Genomic DNA, 19,514 nt, shown 5'->3' on the forward strand with positions numbered 1-19,514 from the left:
CCAGGTCGGCGGGTCACAGCAGGTCCCGCATCCGGCGCAGCCCGCGGGTGGTGCGCGCCTTGACGGTGCCGAGCGGGACGTTCAGCCGGTCGGCGATCTCCCGCTGGGTCAGCTGCCCGTAGTGCGCCAGGACGATCGCCTGGCGCTGCGCGGTGGGCAGAACCGCGAGGGCTTCGCGGACGTCGCACGCGGTGTCGACGGCGGGGGTCGCGTCGGGGACGCGGGCGGCCTCCTCCAGCGGCGCCGCCCGGCGGTGGTGGCGCGCCTCGGAGCGCAGCTGGTCGATGGCGCGCCGGCGGGCGATGGCCAGGACCCACGGCGTGAGACCGCGGGACGGGTCGAAGCGGCGGCGTGTCCGCCACAGCTCCAGAAACGCCACCTGGACGACGTCGTCGACCGCGTGGCCGGGCACCAGCCTCGCCACGTGGTGACGGACCAGGGGTCCGAGCGTCGCATAGCACTCGGTGAGCGCCGTCTCGTCGCCGCGCGCGAGCCTGTGTCCAAGGGTCACGTCCACACCGTCCCCAGAAGAGACCGCTTCAAGACGAAGACCGCGTTCGGCCCGGCGCGCCCGCCCTACCTTGCCTGACCTGGTGCAACCGGTCGCGGGCTTCGTGGCGAAGACATGGATGATGAGCGCTTCGATCATGCTGTTCACGCGGGACCTGCGGGTCCGCGACAACCCCGCGCTGGCGGCGGCGTGCCGGGCCGAGCACGTCGTTCCCCTCTTCGTCTTCGACGACGCGATCCTGAACGGGCCGTTCGCCGCGCCCGGCCGCGTCCGGTTCCTCCTGGAGAGCCTCGCCGATCTGCGCATGTCACTGCGTGAACTGGGCGGCGACCTGGTCGTGCGCCGTGGTGATCCGGTCGCCGAGGTCGCCCGGCTGGCCGGGGAGACCGGGGCGGGGTCGCTCTTTCTCGCCGACGAGCGCTCGGCGTACGGGGCACGGCGACTCGGCAGGCTCCGCGGCCTGGACGTCGAGGTGTCGGCGCAGCCCGGCATCACGGTCGTTCCGCCGGGTGAGCTCACCCCGGCCGGCGGAGATCACTACCGGGTTTTCACGCCGTACTGGCGGGCCTGGGACGCGGCGCGATGGCGTCCGATCGCGAAGGCGCCGCGGACGGTCGGCCTGCCGCCGGGGGTGGAGCCCGGCACGCTTCCGCGGCTCGCCGATCTGGCCTCCGGCTCGCCGCCGCCCGAGCCGGCGCCCGGCGGCGAACGGGAGGGGCGGCGGCGCATGGACAGGTGGCTGAGCGAGGCCGCCTCCGACTACGACGAGGTCCACGACGACCTCGCCGCCGACCGCACCTCCCGGCTCAGCCCGTACCTGAAGTTCGGCTGCGTCTCACCGCTGGAACTGGCGAAGGCGGGCCCGGACGGCTTCCGCCGCCAGCTCGCGTGGCGAGACTTCCACCACCAGGTCGCCGCCGCCTTCCCCGCGCTCGCCCGGGACGACTACCGGCCGCGCGGGCACCGGTGGAACGAGGACGAGGACGCCCTCGCCGCCTGGCGGGACGGCATGACGGGCGTCCCGATCGTCGACGCGGGCATGCGGCAACTGCGCCGCGAGGGTTTCATGCACAACCGCGCGCGACTCATCACCGCCTCGTTCCTGACCCGCGACCTCGGCGTCGACTGGCGGCACGGCCTGCGGCACTTCAACGACCTGCTCGTCGACGGCGACATCGCCGACAACGCGGGGAACTGGCAGTGGGTGGCCGGCACCGGCAACAACACCCGGCCCGGCCAGGTCATGAACCCGCTCCGGCAGGCGTCCCGCTTCGACCGCGGCGGCGACTACGTCCGCCGGTACGTGCCCGAACTCGCCGGCGTCGAGGGGGCGCGCGTCCACCGTCCCTGGACGCTCGCCGCGTCCGGCACGCGGGCACCGGCCTACCCGCCGCCCATCATCGACATCGGATGACGCGCCCGTCGAACCCGGGCCGGTCATGAGGACGAATCGCCTTTTCCAGGCCCGGCAAAATCCGGTCGCCCGCACGCTTGTGCACGTCGGCGCCGGGTAGGCAGCGTCCGACCAGGGGGGAGAAATGATCAGCACACTTCGGAAGCGGGGCGCGGGGTCCGCCCTCGTGTCCACGGCCGGCACCGCCCCGGCCGGACCGGCGATCGCCTCACGGGCCGCATCGAACCGGCTCGGGACCGCGGGTCCCGAGCCGGCGGCGATGCGATAGCGGCGCCGGAGCGCAGGCCGGTCGTGGACCACCGCTCGGACGCAGCGCGCGAAGACCTGTGCCTGGTGACGGGCGCCAGCGGCTACATCGGGGGGCGGCTCGTCCCCGAGTTGCTGGACGCCGGTCACCGGGTGCGGTGCATGGCCCGCTCGGCGCGGCGGCTGCGCGATCACCCCTGGGCCGGGCGGGTGGAGATCGCGGAGGCCGACGCCACCGATCCGGAGTCGACCCGGCGCGCACTGGACGGTGTCGACGTCGCCTACTACCTGATCCACGCGATCGGCGGCGCGGGCGGCTTCGCCGAGAACGACCGCCGGGCGGCCCGCACCTTCGCCGAGGCGGCGCGGGACGCCGGGGTGGGGCGGCTGGTCTACCTCGGCGGCATGGATCCGGAGGAGGACCCGTCGCCGCATCTGCGGTCCCGCGCCGAGGTCGGGAGGATCATGCTGGACAGCGGGGTGCCCACGGTGTGGCTGCGCGCCGCGGTGATCATCGGCTCGGGGTCGGCGTCCTTCGAGATGCTGCGCTACCTCACCGAGCGGCTGCCGGTCATGGTCACGCCGCGGTGGGTGCACACCCGGATCCAGCCGATCGCGATCCGGGACGTCCTGCACTACCTCACGGCGTCCGCGAGCCTGCCCGCCGACGTGAGCCGCGGGTTCGACATCGGCGGCCCCGACGTGCTCACCTACGCCGACATGATGCGCCGGTACGCCGCCATGGCGGGGCTGAACCGGCGCATCATCGTCCCCGTTCCGCTGCTGAGCCCGGGACTGTCGAGCCTGTGGGTCGGGGCCATCACCCCGGTTCCCGGTGGTCTCGCGCGCCCCCTGGTGGAGTCGCTGCGCAACGAGGTCGTGTGCGGCGAGAACGACATCAGCCGGTATATCGCACCACCACCGGAGGGCCCGACCGGCTTCGACGAGTCGGTCGCGCTGGCGCTGCGCCGGGTCCGTGAAGCGGACGTCGCCACGCGCTGGTCGTCGGCCGGCGTCCCCGGCGCCCCGAGCGATCCGCTGCCGACGGACCCGGACTGGGCCGGCGGCAGCCTCTACACCGACGACCGGTCGTGCCGCACGGACGCGCCGCCCGAGCGGCTGTGGGAGGTCGTCGAGGGGATCGGCGGGGAACGCGGCTGGTACTCCTTCCCGATCGCCTGGCGGGCACGGGGTGTCGTCGACCGGCTGGTGGGCGGCGTCGGGCTGCGGCGGGGCCGCCGGGACCCGCGGCGGCTGCGCATCGGGGAGACGGTGGACTTCTGGCGCGTGGAGGAGATCGAGACGGGACGGCTGCTGCGGTTGCGCGCCGAGATGCGGCTGCCCGGCCTGGCCTGGCTGGAACTGGGCGTGGCGGAGCAGGACGGCCGCACGCTGTTCACGCAGCGGGCGCTGTTCCATCCGCGGGGCCTGGCGGGCCACGCGTACTGGTGGGCGTTCCGGCCGTTCCACGACCGGATCTTCGGGGGGATGTGCCGCGGCATCGCCCGCGCGGCCGAGCGACCGCGGGCCGGCGACCCCGCGGGGCGGCGCTGATGGCGGCGCGCGGCCCGGTCGTCGTGGTCGGGGCGGGCCTGTCCGGTCTGTCCGCGGCGATTCACCTGGCGGCCCGGGGCCGTGAGGTCGTGGTGGTCGAGGCCCGCGACGAGCCGGGCGGCTGCTGCGGGTCGGCGGACCTCGGGCCCTACCGGTTCGACACCGGTCCTTCGGTGCTGACCATGCCGGACGTGCTGGCCGAAACGTTGGGCGCGGCCGGGGAGGACGTCGAGGACCTGCTGCCGCTCCGGCGCCTGGACCCGTTCTACCGGCTGAGCTTCCATGACGGCTCACACCTGGACGTGGTCGCCGGTGCACGGGAGATGGCCGACAACGTCCGGGCTCTGTGCGGACCGGACGAGGCCGCCCGGTATCTACGGTTCCGGCGGCGGCTCGGCGCGATGTTCGAGGCGGAATGGTCGTCGTTCATCGACGCGGACATGACCCGGCTGCGCGGGATGGCCCGGCCCGCCGCGCTGCTGAAGCTGGCGGCGGCGGGCGGGTTCCGCCGCCTGGACGGGTTCGTGTCCTCGCAGCTGACCGACGAGCGGCTCATCAGGGCGCACACGTTCCAGGCGCTGTACGTCGGGCTGACCCCGGACAGGGCGCTGGCGATCTATGCCGCCGTCGCGCACATGGACACCGTCGGCGGCGTCTACTTCCCGTCCGGCGGCGGAATGCGCGCCGTCCCGACCGCCCTGGCCGCGGCGGCGGAGAAGGCCGGCGCCCGCATCAGGTACGGCGTGCGCGCCGAACGGGTCGAGACGGACGCGTCCGGGGTGGCGGCGGTCCGGCTCGACACCGGGGAGCGGCTCGCCGCGAGCCACGCGGTGATCGCCTGCGATCTCGTGCGGGCCCACGCGGGGCTGCTGCCCGAGGCGGCCGGCGACTGGCGGCTGCGCCGGCCGCGCTACTCGCCGTCCTGCCTGGTCATGCATGTCGGCCTCGATCGGCGCCTGCGCGGCCGGGCGCACCACACTCTGCATTTCGGGCGGGAGTGGGCGGCCACTTTCGCCGCCCTGGCGTCCGGCCGTCCGCAACCCGACCCGAGCCTGCTGGTCACCTGCCCCGCCTCCGACGCCACCGCCGCGCCGGACGGGCACTCGACGCTGAGCGTGCTGGAACCCGTCCCCAACCTCGCCGGCGGAGCGGATTGGGAACGTCTCACGCCGCGACTGGAGCGCCGAATGCTGAGCCGCCTCGCCGACCTCGGCTACGGGGACCTGGCTGCGGCGCCGAGGATCACGTTCGATCCGCCGGCGTGGGCACGGATGGGGCACTCGGCCGGAACTCCCTTCGCCCTGGACCACCGCTTCCGCCAGACGGCATGGCTACGCCCGTCTGGCCGCAGCCGCCGCGTTCCCGGCCTGCACTTCGCCGGGATGTACACCGCGCCCGGCGTGGGCGTCCCACCCGCCCTGATCTCCGGCAGGCTGGCCGCCGCACGGATCCTGGAGGGCAGCCGATGACGCTGACCACGAGCTACGAGCACTGCCGCCGCCTCAACGCCCGTCACGGGCGCTCCTTCTACCTGGCCACGCTTCTGCTGCCTGCGTGGAAGCGGCGGCATGTGCACGCCCTCTACGGTTTCGCCCGGCACGTCGACGACATCGTCGACACCTCCGACGACGTGGCCGGACGGGCCGAAGCGCTCGACGAGGTGACCCGCCGGCTGGGGACGTGCCTGGCGGGCGAGCCGGTCCACGACCCGGTGCTGCCCGCGTTCGCGCACACCGTGCGTTCCTTCGGCGTCGAACGGGCCGACATCGACGCGTTCCTGGGGTCGATGCGGACCGACCTGACCGTCACGCGCTACGAAACCTACGACGACCTGCTGCTCTACATGGAGGGGTCGGCCGCCGCGATCGGCCTGATGATGCTTCCGGTACTGGAGACGGTGCCGGGCGCCGAGCGGGCGGCGCGCGAGCCCGCCCGTGAGCTGGGACGGGCGTTCCAGCTCACCAACTTCCTGCGGGACGTGGCCGAGGACCTGGCCCGCGGCCGCGTCTACCTGCCGCGAGCCGACCTCGACGCGTTCGGGGTCTCCGAGGCCGACCTCGCCGGCGGATGCACCCGGGGGATGCGCGAACTGGTGGCGTTCGAGGCCGGCCGTGCCCGCGACCACTACCGCCGCGCGCTGGCCGGCGTCGACCTGCTGGCGCCGTCCTCCCGGCCCTGCATCAGCGCCGCGTACGAACTGTACGGCGGCATCCTGGACCGGATCGCCGCCGCCGGCCACGACGTCCTGACGGCACGGGCCCGGGTGCCCCGCCGCCGGAGGGCCACGATCTTCGCGCGGCATCTGCTGGCCGCCTCCGCCGCCGGACGGGCCGAGCGGCGCCCGTCGTCCCGGACGGCGTGACGTGGCCGGCGACCGGAGGTCCCCGGCGGGCGGCGCCGCCCGGCCCGTCGTCCTGGACGCGATGGGCGGCGACCGCGGGCCGGCCGCGACGGTGCCGGGTGCGCTGACGGCGCGCCGCGAACACGGCGTGCCGGTGGTCCTCGTCGGCCGGTCCGAGTCGATCCGCCGTGAGCTGCGGCGGCACGGAGCCGCCCGCGAGGTGGGCGTCCTGCACGCCGACGAGGCCGTGCCCATGACCGAGCCGGGTGCGGGCGCCGCCGCCCGGCCGGGGACGAGCCTGATGGCCGGTTGCGCGCTGGCCCGGCGTGAGGGTGCGGCGTTCGTCTCGGCCGGCTCCACCGGCGCCGTCGTGGCGGGCGCGGTCCGCGTCTTCGGGCGGCGGGAGGGCGTTCTGCGTCCGGCGCTGGCCGTGGCGCTGCCCACGCCGGCCGGGGCGACGGTGCTGATCGACGCCGGCGGGACGGCCGACCCGACCCCGGAGATGCTCGCGCAGTTCGCGCTGATGGGCGCCGCGTACGCGCGGAACGTCCTCGGCGTGCCCGATCCGTCCGTCGGGCTGCTGTCCATCGGCTCCGAGCCGGGGAAGGGCAATCGGCTCGTCCGCCGCGCGGGGCGGCTGCTGCCGGCCGTGCCCGTCCGCTTCCACGGCAACGTCGAGGGCCACGAGGTGCTGGCCGGAACCGTCGACGTGGTCGTGACCGACGGCTTCACCGGCAACATCGTGCTGAAGAACGTCGAAGGCTGCGTGCGCACCACCCTGGATCTCGTCGCCAGGGCCGGCATCGCCGAGCCCAGGCGGCTGGACGAGGTCGGGCGTTTGTACGACGCCGACACCCATGGCGGCGCGGCGCTGCTGGGTCTGACCGGGACGGTCGTCGTCGCGCACGGCTCCTCGACGCCGGCCGCCATCGCCCGCGCCTGCCTGGTCGCGTCCGATCTGGCAGCGTCCGATCTAGCAGGGTCCGAGCCTGCCGAGTCCGAGTCGGCGGCGGGGGATGGCCCGGTGCGGGCGCGCGACCATCCCGCCGTGGGGACGGCCCCATGACGCGTTCAGTCTCGGTCGCGAGGACGCAACGGGTCACGGCCGTCCCAGGTGCCCTGACTCCCATGGGGCGCGAAACGCGCGAACAGCTCTTCGGCGTACCAGCCTTCGCCGCGAACCCGCCCGATGACGTCAGGGTGCGCACCTCCCCGATAGGCGAAGCGGGCGATGGCGGCCTCGTCCTCCCACAACGAGAACGTGGCCTGCCGGGCCACCGGCCATTCCCCCATGCCGACGGAGGCGACGCAGCCGTGCTCGCGGCGCAGCGCCCGGTCCACGTCCGCGATCGACCGGTAGAACGCCACCAGCCGCGTGGGACGGATCGAAGCCCTGGTCAGAACGGCCACGGGCCCGCGGACACGAGGCCCGGCGGCGCCCCGCCGGAAGACGGGGGACGACCCGAACGGGTCGCGTCCGCCCCAGCCGCCGCGCGAGGCCAGCGGCGTGAGGCGCACATGCCACGACTCCTCCCCCTCCTCGCGCCACCGGGCCGCGATCGCCGAGTGCTCCAGGAAGGCGTCCAGGGCCGCCTCGTCGTCCCACACCGCGAACAGCGCCCACCGGCGCAGGTCGGCGCCCAGGCTCATGGACCGGCCGCGGCCCGTGCCCAGCAGCCGCCAGAACCGCAGCCCGCGGGCGGCGCGCAGCTTCGGCCGATCGAACGCCATGTGCCGCATGGCGTCCACACCCGCATACCTGACGAGGTGGAACGAGGCGATGACATCGCTGCCCAGCGTTTCCCCGCCGGCGACGCCCGTTGCCGTGAGATCCCTGCTCGTGCCCGTCATCGGCGGCTACCTGCTCGGCTCGATACCGGTCGCGGTCCTGGTCGGACGCGTCCACGGGTTCGACCCGCGCTCGGTGGGCGACCGCAATCCCGGCTTCTGGAACGTCATGCAGCGCGTGGGCGGACGGTCGGCCGCGCCCGTGTTCGCCGGCGACCTGCTGAAGGGCACGGCGGCGGGCCTGCTGGGGCTGGCGGCCGGCGGTCGCCGGACGGGCCCGCTGGGCGCGGTCACCGGGTCCAGCGTCCTGCCGGTGTACGCGGCGGTGGGCGCCGCGATGGCCGGGCACGCGTGGCCGGTGTTCGCCGGCCGGAAGGGCGGGCGCTGCGTCCTCACCTTCGCCGGAGGCTTCGCGGTCATCTGCCCGCCCGCGTTCGGGCTCGGTCTGGGGCTGCTGGCCGCGACCGGCGCGGGTGGACGCTCGTTCGCCCGGGGAGCGCGCGTCGCGGTGTTCTCGCTGCCCGCGCTGCAACTGCTGTTCGCTCCGGCCGGGCACGTGGCCGGCACCGGGGCGCTGATGTCGCTCATCGGGCTGCGTTTCGGCCAGGCGGCTCTCGCCGACCGCGCGGCGGGCCGCCGTTCGGGCCGGCGCTCCGGTCGCCGCGCGCGGCGTCCTGCGGCGCGTCCAGGCCGCCGGCGCACCGGCGCGCGGGTGTGACGGCGGCCCGCCGGGCGAGGCCGGCCGCGTCGCGTCCGTAGGTGCGGCCGCGCCAGGTTCGGCCGGGGCGCAGCGCGGCCAGCGTCAGCCGCACGGCGGCGACCGGATCGAGCAGCGGTGAGAGCGCCAGGCCCGGTCCCGGTTCGCGGTAGCTGCCGCGGAGCGCCGCCGTCAGCAGGAGCCGCTGCCCCAGCAGGACGAGGTCGAGCGGCGTGGGACGCCCGGCGGCCAGCCTCAGCACCGGCAGCGCTGCGGTCAGCCACACCACCGCCAGGTCCCCGGCGAGGCGGACGGGCGTCGTGACGTCCCGCAACGCGATCGAGCGACCCCATTGGCGCCACACGTCGGCGGCGGACGTGTGCATGTCGACCTCCAGCAGCGCGCCCGCGTCGGCGAACGCGACCCTCCAGCCGTCCCGCGCGAGGAGCCGGCCCAGCGCGACGTCGTCGGTGAGGTGGCGGCGGACGCGGGCGAACCCGTCCGCCCTCACCATCGCCGCCTTGCGGAAGGCCATGCACTGGCCGTTGACGAGCAGACGGCCGGGCGACCTCACCGCCGGGCCGATCGGCCCGAACCGGTAGACCAGCGTGGCCAGGAACGAGGCGTGCAACGCCTGCTCGACGCCGCCGCCGGTGACGAACCGGGGACCGGCGCTGACCAGGTCCCAGGCGTCCAGCAGTCCGGCCAGCGCCGCGCACAACCCGGCCTTGGGACGGGTGTCGGCGTCCAGCAGCACCACCACCGGCCCGGCCGCCGCCTCCACGCCCTGCCGCAGCGCCCACTGCTTCCCCACCCAGCCGGCCGGCGGGGTGGCGCCCGTGACCACGGTCGCGCCCGACCGGGCCGCCAGCGCCGCGGTGCCGTCGCGGGACCCGTCGTCCACGACGATCACCTCCCGCACCGCCGGATCGGCCAGCAGCGGCGCCAGGCACGCCTCGATCCGGGCCTCCTCGTCGCGGGCGGGGATCACCACCGAGATCGGCTCCGCCGGGTCCCGGCCCGCGTGCGAGCCGAACGGCGGCGGACGGTCCCGGCCCCGCGCCAGCCGCGCCGCCACCACCAGCGCCGCGGCCGACTGGGCGGCGGTCACGGCCCTCACGGCCGGCCCCCCTCGCGGCGGACGTGCGACGCGCCGCCGACGGGGAAGTCCTGCTCGACCAGGGACGCGACGATCCGGCCGCCCATCGCGACCAGGGGAAGCCCGCCGCCCGGATGCACCGAGCCGCCCACCAGGTACAGGCCGCGCCTGGGTCCGCGGTTGCCCGGCCTGCGCAGCGGTGCGGCCGGTCCCCCGTAGGCGGTGCCGTAGATCGCCCCGCCCGGCGCGCCATAGCGGTCCCGCAGGTCCGCGGGGGTGAACAGCTCCGTGAACCGCAGCCGTCCCGCCAGGTCGTGCCCGCGCTCCGCGAGCCGCTCCAGCACCAGCTCCCCGTAGTCCTCCGGCGTCATCGGCCACCGCCCGGGGTCTCCCGCCGGGACGTTCACCAGCATCACCCAGTTCTCCGCCCCCGGCGGCGCCTGAGACGGGTCGTCCACCGCCGAGCAGCCGATGTGGACGGTCGGGTCCCGGGGCGGTCTGCGCCGCTGGAAGATGTCGCCGAACTCCCGCCGGTAGTCGGCCGAGAACAGCACCGAATGATGCGGCAGCCCCTCGGTCCGCCCCTCGACCCCGGCCAGGATCAGCAGCGCCGACGACGACGGCCCCAGGCGGGCCATCCCGCGCACCCGCCGCCGGGCGGGCAGCAGCCGGCCGTACAGCGCGGCGGCGTCGGCGTTGACCACCACCGCGTCCGCCGCCTCCCGCTCCCCGGACGCCAGCACCACGCCCCTGACCGAGTCGCCGTCCGCGAGGACGCGGACGACCTCGCTGCCGGTGCGGACCTCCACGCCGGCCGCGGCCACCAGCCCGGCCAGGTCGCCGGCGAGCCGGGCGAGGCCGCCCGGCACGTACCAGCCGCCGTCCCCGTGCTCGATCGCCGGGACGCATCCCAGCGCGGCCGGCGCCCGGTACGGGCTCGACCCGGCGTACGTGGCGTAACGCCCGACGTACTGCCGCAGCCGCCGGTCGGTGAAGAAGCGCCGGGCCAGCCCGTGCAGGGTTCGCCCCGGCGCGACCGCCTTCAGGTCTCCGAGCCGGGCCGCCTCCGGCGGACGGCCCACCGGGCCGGCGAAGAACGTCCGCCGCGACGCCGCCAGACACCCCTGCGCCCAGCCGTAGAAGGCCCGCCAGGCGGCGCCCTGACCGGCGGCGAGCCGGTCGACCTCGACGGCCATCCGATCGGGGTCGCCGAAGGCGCGCAGGCGCGACCCGTCGGCGAACCGGTACCGGCACAGCTCGTCCAGCCGGACGGGTTCGCGCTCGACCCCCAGTTCCCGGAAGAGGCCGGGCAGGGTCAGCAGCGACGGGCCGAGCGAGAAGGTGAACCCGTCCCGTTCGCGTTCGGCGAGTTTGCCGCCCAGCCGCCCCAGCCTCTCGTGCAGCCGGACCCGGTGGCCGCCGCGCGCCAGCAGCAGCGCGGCGACCATCCCGCCGACCCCGCCGCCGACCACGATCACCTCCGCCATGCGAGCCTCCGAGGGCTTCGCGCCGGCCGCGGGCCCGTCGCCGTCCGCCGCCTGAACGCCAGCGCCGCCGCCGGGACGGCGAACACCCCCATCGCCGTCCCTCCGGCCGCCGCGACGAGCCGGTCCGGCGGATCGAACACCGCCGTGAACGCCAGCGTCTCCATCGTCGCCATCACCCCGTAAAGCGCCACCAGCCACCCCGGCGCGTCCCGTTCCCACTCCACGATCGGCTCCATCACCGCCATGAGCAGCGCCGACACCCCCAGCCACCCGGCGAAGTCGACGGCGGGCACCCCCCGGTACACCCCGCCGTCGGCCCATCTCCACAGGTCCTGCCGCATCATCTGCGGATCCAGGAACAGGTCCCATGCCGTCAGCGCCGCGGCCCCCACCGCCACGCGCGCCCCCGTCCGCCCTTCCGGGACGAGCGTGGCGGCGACCGCGTGCGAAGCCAGCCCCATACCCGCCCACGCGCCCGCCACCGCCATCGGGACACCGCCCACCTGCGGCTGCAGCACCGGCGTGTACGAGTACCTCCCGAACGGGACACCCGTCCGCACCCCGACCCACTCCGCCGCGTATCCGACCGCCATCGCCGCGCCCACGGCCCCGCCCGCACGCGCGGGCCCCCGCCGCGACGCGACGAAGCACGCGGCTCCCGCCGCCAGCAGGCCCACCACCGGTCCGGTCTGCCGCACCGGATCCGGACTCACACCCGACGCCACCTGAGCCGCGACCATTCCCGCCAGGCAGCCGGCACCCGCCACCACCAGCCCGTCCGGGCCGGGTCCGGTCCGGCCCGCGGCGCGCCGCCTTCTCAGAAACCCCACACTCGTACCTTCGGAACTCACCCGGGCCCCGGACGCCTCCCGCTCGCAGAATGTGCCCACGCGCGGCCGCGGAGGACGCGATTCGGTCTCCGCCGACCCCGGTGCGGGCTTCGCGCTACCCCATGAGACGGTCAGAGTTGTGACCAACTACGCCCGTATGTACCGCTTCGGAATCACCCCTTGGGAGCGCTACGGAAAGGCGGCGGAGGCGAGCATCGCCGCCCTGCTCGACCGTGAGGAGAACGAGCGCTCCCGCCCGCTCGGCCGGGCCCTGGACCTCGGCTGCGGCCGCGGCCAGTTCACCCCCGAACTCGGACGCAGGGGCTGGGAGGCGGTCGGCGTCGACTACGTCCCGGCCGCCATCGAAGCGGCCGAGCGCCAGGGCGGGGAGGGCGTCACCTACGTGGTGGGCGACGTGACGGACCTGCCGTCGGCCGACCTGGGGACGTTCGACTTCTTCCTCGACGTGGGCTGCTTCCAGGGCTTCGACGCCGACCAGCAGCGGGCCGAGGGGCGGGGCGTCTCCGCGCTGGCCGGCCCTGGCTCAACGCTGCTGATGCTCGCCTTCGGCCCCACGCGGCTGCGCTCCCGGGTGGGCGGAGTGTCCCAGGCGGAGGTCGAGGCCGCGTTCCCGGACTGGGAGCTGCTCGACGTCCAGCCCGCGGACACCAAGGGGCTGGGCTGGCCGATGAACAGGACCTCACCGCAGTGGTACCGGCTGCGCCGGCAGACCTGACCGGCCTCGACCAGGCCAGGCCGCCGGCGGGAGCGGCTATCCGGGTTCACTCGCGTCCCGGCGCCGTGACAGGACGAGCAGCGCGGCGCCGGCGGCCAGTCCCGCGACCAGTGCCAGCGAGCCCCACAGCGGGCCCGACAGGTCGACGTTCAGCAGAGCGTCCGCGGAGTAGCCGCCCGGGCCCAGCACGGCGAGTCCCACGGCGACCATCGCGACGAGGACGGTGTACTCGCAGCCTCCCTTGAAGACGAAGTAGCCCTTGCCGCGGTGGTCGGTCAGGGCCGCGACGGTCATCAGGCCGACGAACGCCGCGGCCGCGGGACCGGCCAGGAACCCGAGCGTCATCAGGAGCCCGGCGCCGAGTTCGGTCCCGGCCGCCAGCCGGGCGTGCAGCCACGCCGGCCGGAGGCCGAGACCCGCGAACCAGCCGGTCGTCCCGGCCAGGCCGCCCGGCCCGAAGACCTTGTTCCACCCGTGCGCCATCAGCATCGGCCCCAGCGCCAGCCGCACGATCAGCGCACCGAGATCTTGGTCCATGCCCGGTTCCCGTTCTCAGTTCTCATCGGCGACGACACCCAGGTAGGTGCCGTACACCTCGGCCGGGCCGCCGGCCAGCTCGACCGTCCCGAGCAGGACGGAACGCGCGGCGGGACGCTCGCCCGGCGGGACCACGTCGAACCGGACGTCGATCGGACGCGAGGTCTGCGGATCGGTGATCTCCACCTCGACGACGACCCGCCCGCCGTCCGCCTCGACCCCGGTCACGCGGTGCCGGGACGTCAGCTGCTGTGTCGAGTGGTCGCCGGGCAGCCGCAGCCGGATGGGGGCGCACAGTTCACCCGCCCTCGGCGGCACGCACAGGCTCATGCCCATCGCGCGGCCCTAGACGTTCTCGCCGAGCTTCTCGGCGCGCCCGGAGATGTCGGCGTCCGCGGTGACCTTCGCCGGGTGCTGGGCGGCGAAGTTCGTCATCCGCGCCCACGCGTCCAGGTCGCGCTGGCTCGCCTCCCGCCCCACGTGCGTGACGACGTCGACGTCCGTCGCCTGGGAGCGCAGGTACCCGGCGCGCGCGTTCTCCTTCGGGACGTGCTTGAACGGGTCGAAGGAGTACGCCGCCATCGCGTTCTCGTGGGTGATCTTGTTGATGAGCGCGTCGTCGAGGTGGCCGAGGGTCTCCATGACGTCCTCGGGCGCGAACGGCCAGTTGCTGTCGGAGTGCGGGTAGTCCGACTCCCAGCAGACCATGTCGGTGTTGAACCAGTCGAGGATCTTCGGGCCGACCTTGTCGGCGATGAAGCATGTGTGGACGTGCCTGTTGAACACGTCCGACGGGCCGTCGTAGCCGGGCGGGAAGGTCGCCTTCGTCCAGCCCGAGTGCCGGTTCTGCACGTGCTCGGCCCGCCAGAGGAAGTACGGGATCCAGCCGATGTCGCCCTCGGTCAGCGAGAACCGCAGGTCGGGGAAGTCGCCCCAGAACTCGGCCCACATCAGTTCGAGCATCGTGTACGCGCTCATGATCGAGGACGCCGTCATGGCGACGCTCGCCGGCGCGTCGCTGGAGAACATCGGCGCGCGCGACGACGACCCGATGTGCGTGCACAGCACGGTCTTGCTCTCGCTGGCCGCCTCGAACAGCGGGTACCAGTACTTGGTGTGGATGCTGGGCATGCTCAGCGCCTCGGGGTTCTCCGAGAACGTCACGGCGTGGCATCCCTTGTCCGCCAGGCGGCGGATCTCCTTGGCGGCCTCGTGGACGTCGAACAGCGGGAGGATCCCGCAGGGGATGAACCGGCCGGGGTACGCGCCGCACCACTCGTCGATGTGCCAGTCGTTGTACGCCTTGATCATCACCAGGTTGGTCTCGCGGTCGGGCCCCTGGTTCAGGACCTGGCCGGAGAACCCGGTCCAGTTCGGGAAGTTCAGCCCGGCGAGCTGGCCGCCGGCGTTCATGTCCCGGACGCGCTCGTCGACGTTGAAGCAGCCAGGACGCATCTCGTCGTAGCTGCTGGCGTCGATGTTGTACATCTCGCGGGGCTTCCCGGCGACCGCGTTCAGCCCCATGTTGCGGCCCCGCAGATCACCGTAGTACCACTGCTGCACGCCGTCCGGTTCGATGACCACGCGCGGCATCCGGTCCCGGTATCTGCCGGGGACGTGCGCGTCGAACATGTCGGCGGGCTCGGCGATGTGGTCGTCGACGCTGATGAGGATCAAGTCGTCCTTGTGCATGGGGGAACCCTTCGCTCGGTCTTCCGGGGTCAGGCGGGGACGAAGTAGGGGAGCCAGAGGTCGCCGCCGGTCCGGCGGAACGACACCTGGACGGGCAGGCCGGCGCGCAGGTCCTCGGGCGCGGCGTCGATGATGTTGGTCAGCATCTGGTAGCCCTCGTCGAGGGTCACGATCGCCGCCGCGTACGGCGGCTCGAACGCGGGCGTGACCGGCCGGTGGACGACGGTCCAGCTGTAGAGCGTCCCGCGGCCGGCGCTCGCCTCCCAGACCTGCCGCCGGGCGAGGCAGCCGCGGCAGTGCTCGCTGGGCGGGAAGGTGATGTGCGCGCACTGCCCGCAGCGCTGGAACAGCAGCTCCCCCCGCGCGCAGGCGTCCCAGAAGGGGCGGGTCACCTCGCTCGGGGTCGCGTGCGGAACGTCGCGGGTCTGGGCCCGCAGCCGGGTCGTCATGGCAGGTCGTCTCCCAACAGGATCACGCCGGTGAACAGGGCGCCGGCTCCGCCGGTCGTGCACAGGGCGACATGCGCCTCCGGCACCTGGAGCGGCCCGGCGTCGCCGCGCAGCTGCTGGACGCCGCGGATCACGCGCTGCATCATCTGCGGGTTCGCGCCCGCGTGGCTGAACGACATCAGGCCGCCGTCCGTGGTGATCGGATGGCTGCCCGTCAGCTCGATGCGGCCGTCCTCGACGAACGGCCCGCCCTCCCCCTCGGGACAGAACCGCAGCGCCTCCAGCTGGCGGATGATCTCGAACGAGAAGGGGTCGTAGAGCTCCAGCACGTCCACGTCGCCGCGGTCGAGGCCGGCCTGGCGGAACGCGAGGTCGGCGGCGCGGCGGCCGGCCCATCCGTTGGCGGTGTCGTCGCGCCGCCCGCGCAGGTCCCAGCTCGGCGGGAACTGGTAGGACGGGCCGAAGAAGTCGACCCCGGCGCCGAGCACGTGCACGGGCTGGCGGCGCAGGGACCGGGCGCGCTCGGCCGTGGTGATGATCGCGGCGCAGCCGCCCTCCGACGTCATGGCGCAGTCGAGGAGGTGGAAGGGCTCGGCGATGGGACGGGACGCGGTGATGTCCTCGGGCTTGAACGGGCCCCGCCCGTGGTAGACGGCCTCGGGGTTGCGGTCCCCGTTGTTGCGGATCGTGGCCGCGACCCGCGACATCTGCTCCCGGGTCGTCCCGAAGACCTCCATGTGCCGGCGCGCGATGAGCGCGAACTCGGCGGCGGTGAACATGCCCCAGGGGGCGACGAACTCGTTCTCCGGGCGCGTCCACGGCGCGGTCGCCGCCCGGTCGGTGTAGCTCCCGGCCTGCGCGGCCACGAGCACGACGACGTCGGCGTAGCCCTTCTCGACCGCGGCGGCGGCCTCGGCGAACATGCCGACGCCGAAGTCCTGGCCCTGCCAGGCGGGCCCGACTCCGAGGTCGTAGATCAGGGACGTGCTGTTCTCCATGGCGCTGATTCCGTCGACATCGGACAGCTCCAGCCCGGCATCGTCCAGCGCGCCGAGGATCGCCTTGACCGTGAGACTGCGGGAGGTCTCCTCCTCCAGACGGCGCGCCTGGCGCGTGTTGTGCACCCCGGCGATGACGGCCCGGCGGTTCGATGCCCTCACTCGGTGCTCCTAGGGGTCGATCGATGTGCTGTAGATCACTGCGAGCTAGGCACTATTAGACTTATGTATTTCCCGGGTGTCAAGGGTCAGATTCCGCAAGCGGCCCCGCGATCGGCTGACGGACCCCCGGCGCCCCAGCCCCGCAAAATGCCTGCTAACCGGCAGTCAGCCTCGACGAATCCGGCGAACCGAGCCTTCTACGAGGACCGGGAGGGCGCCGGGAGGACTGGCGCTTGCGCGGCCTCTGTGTGACCATCGTGATTGACTATTAGTTCAAGGTAGCCGTGTGACGAGGCATGGAGTTCGCATGACCATCCGCCTGATCCTGGACATGGCCGCACAGGGAGAGGCCGACCGCGCCGCCCTGGTGCCCGACGACGGCGAGCCGATGACCTTCGGCGGCCTCGCCGCGCTGGCCGACGCGGGAAGCGCGCTGCTCAGACGCCTGCACGGCCGCTCCCTGGCGTTCATCGGCGTCAACTCCCCCGCGGTTCCCGCGCTGCTTTTCGCCGCCGCCGGCGCGGGCGTCCCGTTCGCCCCGCTCAACTATCGCCTGTCGGACCACGCGTTGCACGAGCTGATCGCCCGCCTCGACGCGCCCGTCCTCGTCACCGACCCGTCCTACCGCGTCGAACCGCCCGGCAACGTGATCGCGTCGATCACCACGCGTGAGTGGTTCGACCTCCTCGCGGCCCCGGGCGCCGCCGATCACGGCGAGCACGGCGAGCACGACGATCACGGCGATCAACCGGGAGCGGCGGAGGTGCCCGAGACGAGCCCGGCGGTCCTGCTGTTCACCAGCGGGACGACGTCGGCGCCGAAATGCGCCGTCCTGCGGCACACGAACCTGCTCTCGTACGTCCTCGGGACCGTCGAGTTCGGCTCGGCGGCGGAGAGCGACTGCGCGCTCCTCAGCGTCCCGCCGTACCACATCGCCGGAATCGGCGCCGTGCTCACCAACGCCTACTCCGGCCGCAAGGTCGCCTACCTGACGGACTTCACGCCGGAGGGATGGCTCGACGTGGTGCGGAGCCGGCGGGTGAGCCACGCGATGGTGGTGCCGACGATGCTGGCCCGGATCGTCGAGCACCTCGGGGACCGCCCGGCGGACTGCCCGAGCCTCACGACGCTGGCGTACGGCGGAGCCCGGATGCCGCTCCCGGTGCTCACCCGGGCACTGGAGGCGTTCCCCGCGACCGGGTTCGTCAACGCCTACGGCCTCACCGAGACCAGCTCGACGATCGCGGTCCTCGGACCCGGCGACCACCGTGAGGCGGTGGCGTCCGGTGAGCCGCACCGCCTCACCTCGGTCGGCCGCGTCGTCCCCGGCATCGAGGCGCAGATCCGCGACGGGGACGGACGGGCGGTGCCCGGGGGGACGGCCGGTGAGCTGTGGGTCCGGGGGCCGCAGGTGTCCGGCGAGTACACGGGGCTCGGCTCGGTCCTGGACGCCGACGGCTGGTTCCCGACCCGCGACCTCGCCCGCATCGACGGGCAGGGCTACCTGTACGTGGAGGGACGCGCCGACGACACGATCATCCGCGGCGGCGAGAACATCGCGCCGGCCGAGATCGAGGACGTCCTGCTCTCCCATGCCGCGGTCCGTGAGGCCGCGGTGGTCGGCATGCCCGACCCCGACTGGGGGCAGCGCCTGGTGGCCGTCGTGGTCCTCGCCGAACGAGCCGACCCCACCGGACCCGGCAGCGAGGAGCTCGCGGAGCCGCAGGAGCAGATCGCGGCGGAGTTGCGGGCCTTCGTCCGTTCCCGGCTGCGCGGTTCCCGGACGCCCGACGAGGTCGTCTTCCGGAACGAGCTGCCCTACACCCCGACCGGCAAGGTCCTGCGCCGCGAGATCGTCGCGGGGCTCGCATCACCGACGCACGCCTGATCGAATAGCCCCATAGATACTGAATACGGACAGGAGACAGAGTTGACCGACACCGTCATCAAGCCCGGTACGCGCCTGCACAGCCAGGTGTGCGGCACCGGCGTCATCGTCGTCCGGCCCGCTTCGTCGGCGATCGACCTGCGATGCGGCGGGGTCCCCATGTCCCCGTCGGCCGACCGCGCGACCGTCGGGGAGCCGCGGAGCCCCTTCGACGGAGGGTCGCTGCTGGGCAAGCGCTACACCCATCCGGACGACGACTCTTTCGAGCTGCTGGTGACCAACCCGGGGGAAGGCACGCTGTCCGACGGTGACACGCCGCTCGTGGTCAAGGAGGCCAAGCCGCTTCCCGCGAGCGACTGACCCGCGGGAAGGCGGCTCAGTCTTCCGCGTCCGGCTCCGGGTCGCCTTCCGGGCGGACCCTGCGCCGCACGGACGTCTTCGGATGGTCGGCGTGCTGCTGGTAGGCGTCCCCGATGTTCCAGCTGATCTCGTCGCGCAACTGCCGGATGTTGGCCATCTCGGCGTACAGCGAACGCAGGGTGTAGGCGGTCACCACCTGCGGGTACCGCGCTCTCGGGTCCTGCAGCAGGCCGAGCTCCCTGCCCCGGCCCTGCGCCCACAGCAGCTCGTCGATCGACTTCTGGACGGTCTCCAGGTAGCGGTCGATGGCCTCCAGGACCAGGCCCGGTTCGGTGTCGCCGGCCAGCCAGATCTTCAGCATCAGCGGATGCTTGGTCATCACCGGCTCGTCCCCCGGCAGGGCCTCGGCCCAAGCGTGCAGGGCGCGTTCCCCCCGGGCGGTCGACTCGTAGACCGTCATCTTGCGCTTGCCGACGTGGATGGTGCGCTCGGCCGCCATCTCGTGCTCGATCAGGCGCGTCAGCTCACGCCGGATGTGGCTGACGGCCGGCGCCCAGTAGAAGTGGCCGACCGTGTGCTGGGAGCGCACCTTGATCTCGCCCGCGGTGAGCGACTCGTCGGTGACGATGAGGATCCCGAGGACGAGGTACGCGGTCGTCGGCAGATCCGGGTAACCGGCGCCGGAGGCGTCCTCGTCCGCATCCCGCGATACTTCGAGTCCCACG

General features: G+C 73.9%; 19 protein-coding genes and 1 pseudogene. 9 read left to right on the plus strand and 11 right to left on the minus strand.

Annotated elements, in window-relative coordinates; translation table 11 throughout:
- Nucleotides 1-13: 13 nt before the first annotated feature.
- Nucleotides 14-511, minus strand: coding sequence for a sigma-70 family RNA polymerase sigma factor (locus tag AB0C35_RS02695; protein WP_358449669.1), 498 nt, complete (start codon nucleotides 509-511; stop codon nucleotides 14-16).
- A gap of 121 nt (nucleotides 512-632) precedes the next feature.
- Here AB0C35_RS02695 and AB0C35_RS02700 point away from each other — a divergent pair, with 121 nt between their 5' ends.
- From AB0C35_RS02700 to AB0C35_RS02720, 5 genes are all read left to right on the plus strand, one after another.
- A complete protein-coding gene (locus tag AB0C35_RS02700; protein WP_358449671.1) occupies nucleotides 633-1,925 on the plus strand; it encodes a deoxyribodipyrimidine photo-lyase in 1,293 nt (430 codons plus the stop codon).
- A gap of 291 nt (nucleotides 1,926-2,216) precedes the next feature.
- Entirely contained in the window at nucleotides 2,217-3,725 is a 1,509-nt protein-coding gene (locus tag AB0C35_RS02705) for an SDR family oxidoreductase (protein WP_358449673.1), read from the plus strand.
- Nucleotides 3,725-5,194 (plus strand): phytoene desaturase family protein, encoded by a 1,470-nt coding sequence (gene crtI, locus AB0C35_RS02710; RefSeq protein WP_358449675.1) that lies wholly within the window; start codon nucleotides 3,725-3,727, stop codon nucleotides 5,192-5,194. Before AB0C35_RS02705 ends, crtI (AB0C35_RS02710) begins: the two co-directional genes overlap by 1 nt.
- Nucleotides 5,191-6,087: a phytoene/squalene synthase family protein gene (locus tag AB0C35_RS02715; RefSeq protein ID WP_358449677.1), complete on the plus strand. Its 897-nt coding sequence runs from the start codon at nucleotides 5,191-5,193 to the stop codon at nucleotides 6,085-6,087. The genes crtI (AB0C35_RS02710) and AB0C35_RS02715 overlap by 4 nt, the downstream gene beginning before the upstream one ends.
- A 1-nt stretch (nucleotide 6,088) precedes the next feature.
- Nucleotides 6,089-7,132, plus strand: a complete 1,044-nt coding sequence (locus AB0C35_RS02720) for a phosphate acyltransferase PlsX (protein ID WP_358449679.1) — start codon at nucleotides 6,089-6,091, stop codon at nucleotides 7,130-7,132.
- A 5-nt stretch (nucleotides 7,133-7,137) separates the two neighbouring features.
- Here AB0C35_RS02720 and AB0C35_RS02725 read toward each other — a convergent pair whose 3' ends face one another.
- On the minus strand, nucleotides 7,138-7,917 hold the full coding sequence (locus AB0C35_RS02725; protein WP_358449681.1) for a spheroidene monooxygenase: 780 nt from the start codon (nucleotides 7,915-7,917) through the stop codon (nucleotides 7,138-7,140).
- Here AB0C35_RS02725 and AB0C35_RS02730 point away from each other — a divergent pair.
- Nucleotides 7,847-8,428 (plus strand): annotated as a pseudogene (locus tag AB0C35_RS02730) (glycerol-3-phosphate acyltransferase); the annotation flags it as partial. The gene AB0C35_RS02725 and the pseudogene AB0C35_RS02730 sit on opposite strands and share 71 nt — an antisense overlap.
- Nucleotides 8,429-8,438: 10 nt before the next feature.
- Here AB0C35_RS02730 and AB0C35_RS02735 read toward each other — a convergent pair.
- Genes AB0C35_RS02735 through AB0C35_RS02745 form a run of 3 tightly spaced genes read right to left on the minus strand, consistent with a single transcriptional unit; the run spans nucleotide 8,439 to nucleotide 11,967 of the window.
- Nucleotides 8,439-9,671, minus strand: a complete 1,233-nt coding sequence (locus tag AB0C35_RS02735; RefSeq protein WP_358449683.1) for a glycosyltransferase family 2 protein — start codon at nucleotides 9,669-9,671, stop codon at nucleotides 8,439-8,441.
- On the minus strand, nucleotides 9,668-11,137 hold the full coding sequence (gene crtI / locus AB0C35_RS02740) for a phytoene desaturase family protein (RefSeq protein WP_358449685.1): 1,470 nt from the start codon (nucleotides 11,135-11,137) through the stop codon (nucleotides 9,668-9,670). Before crtI (AB0C35_RS02740) ends, AB0C35_RS02735 begins: the two co-directional genes overlap by 4 nt.
- On the minus strand, nucleotides 11,125-11,967 hold the full coding sequence (locus tag AB0C35_RS02745; RefSeq protein ID WP_358449687.1) for a carotenoid biosynthesis protein: 843 nt from the start codon (nucleotides 11,965-11,967) through the stop codon (nucleotides 11,125-11,127). Before AB0C35_RS02745 ends, crtI (AB0C35_RS02740) begins: the two co-directional genes overlap by 13 nt.
- Nucleotides 11,968-12,124: 157 nt before the next feature.
- Here AB0C35_RS02745 and AB0C35_RS02750 point away from each other — a divergent pair, with 157 nt between their 5' ends.
- Entirely contained in the window at nucleotides 12,125-12,703 is a 579-nt protein-coding gene (locus AB0C35_RS02750) for a methyltransferase domain-containing protein (RefSeq protein ID WP_358449869.1), read from the plus strand.
- A 36-nt stretch (nucleotides 12,704-12,739) separates the two neighbouring features.
- On the opposite strand, the gene AB0C35_RS02755 is transcribed toward AB0C35_RS02750, so the two are convergent.
- The 5 genes from AB0C35_RS02755 to AB0C35_RS02775 are packed head-to-tail and all read right to left on the minus strand — an operon-like array spanning nucleotide 12,740 to nucleotide 16,541.
- Entirely contained in the window at nucleotides 12,740-13,240 is a 501-nt protein-coding gene (locus tag AB0C35_RS02755) for a DoxX family protein (RefSeq protein ID WP_358449689.1), read from the minus strand.
- A gap of 15 nt (nucleotides 13,241-13,255) precedes the next feature.
- A complete protein-coding gene (locus tag AB0C35_RS02760) occupies nucleotides 13,256-13,576 on the minus strand; it encodes a hypothetical protein (protein ID WP_358449691.1) in 321 nt (106 codons plus the stop codon).
- A gap of 9 nt (nucleotides 13,577-13,585) precedes the next feature.
- On the minus strand, nucleotides 13,586-14,932 hold the full coding sequence (locus AB0C35_RS02765) for an amidohydrolase family protein (RefSeq protein WP_358449693.1): 1,347 nt from the start codon (nucleotides 14,930-14,932) through the stop codon (nucleotides 13,586-13,588).
- A 29-nt stretch (nucleotides 14,933-14,961) separates the two neighbouring features.
- Nucleotides 14,962-15,381: a Zn-ribbon domain-containing OB-fold protein gene (locus tag AB0C35_RS02770; RefSeq protein ID WP_358449695.1), complete on the minus strand. Its 420-nt coding sequence runs from the start codon at nucleotides 15,379-15,381 to the stop codon at nucleotides 14,962-14,964.
- Entirely contained in the window at nucleotides 15,378-16,541 is a 1,164-nt protein-coding gene (locus AB0C35_RS02775) for a thiolase family protein (protein ID WP_358449697.1), read from the minus strand. Before AB0C35_RS02775 ends, AB0C35_RS02770 begins: the two co-directional genes overlap by 4 nt.
- 307 nt (nucleotides 16,542-16,848) lie before the next feature.
- Here AB0C35_RS02775 and AB0C35_RS02780 point away from each other — a divergent pair, with 307 nt between their 5' ends.
- Nucleotides 16,849-18,429 carry a fatty acid--CoA ligase family protein gene (locus tag AB0C35_RS02780; protein ID WP_358449699.1) on the plus strand — a complete coding sequence of 527 codons (1,581 nt, stop codon included), beginning with the start codon at nucleotides 16,849-16,851 and terminating at the stop codon, nucleotides 18,427-18,429.
- Nucleotides 18,430-18,471: 42 nt separating this feature from the next.
- The gene (locus tag AB0C35_RS02785; protein WP_358449701.1) at nucleotides 18,472-18,789 is read left to right on the plus strand and encodes a hypothetical protein; all 318 of its coding nucleotides are present in this window, start codon (nucleotides 18,472-18,474) and stop codon (nucleotides 18,787-18,789) included.
- Nucleotides 18,790-18,805: 16 nt separating this feature from the next.
- Here AB0C35_RS02785 and AB0C35_RS02790 read toward each other — a convergent pair whose 3' ends face one another.
- Nucleotides 18,806-19,513, minus strand: a complete 708-nt coding sequence (locus AB0C35_RS02790; protein ID WP_358449703.1) for a hypothetical protein — start codon at nucleotides 19,511-19,513, stop codon at nucleotides 18,806-18,808.
- Between the last annotated feature and the right edge of the window lies 1 nt (nucleotide 19,514).

It is taken from the genome of Spirillospora sp. NPDC048819 (genome assembly GCF_040650055.1).
Taxonomy (GTDB): domain Bacteria; phylum Actinomycetota; class Actinomycetes; order Streptosporangiales; family Streptosporangiaceae; genus Spirillospora.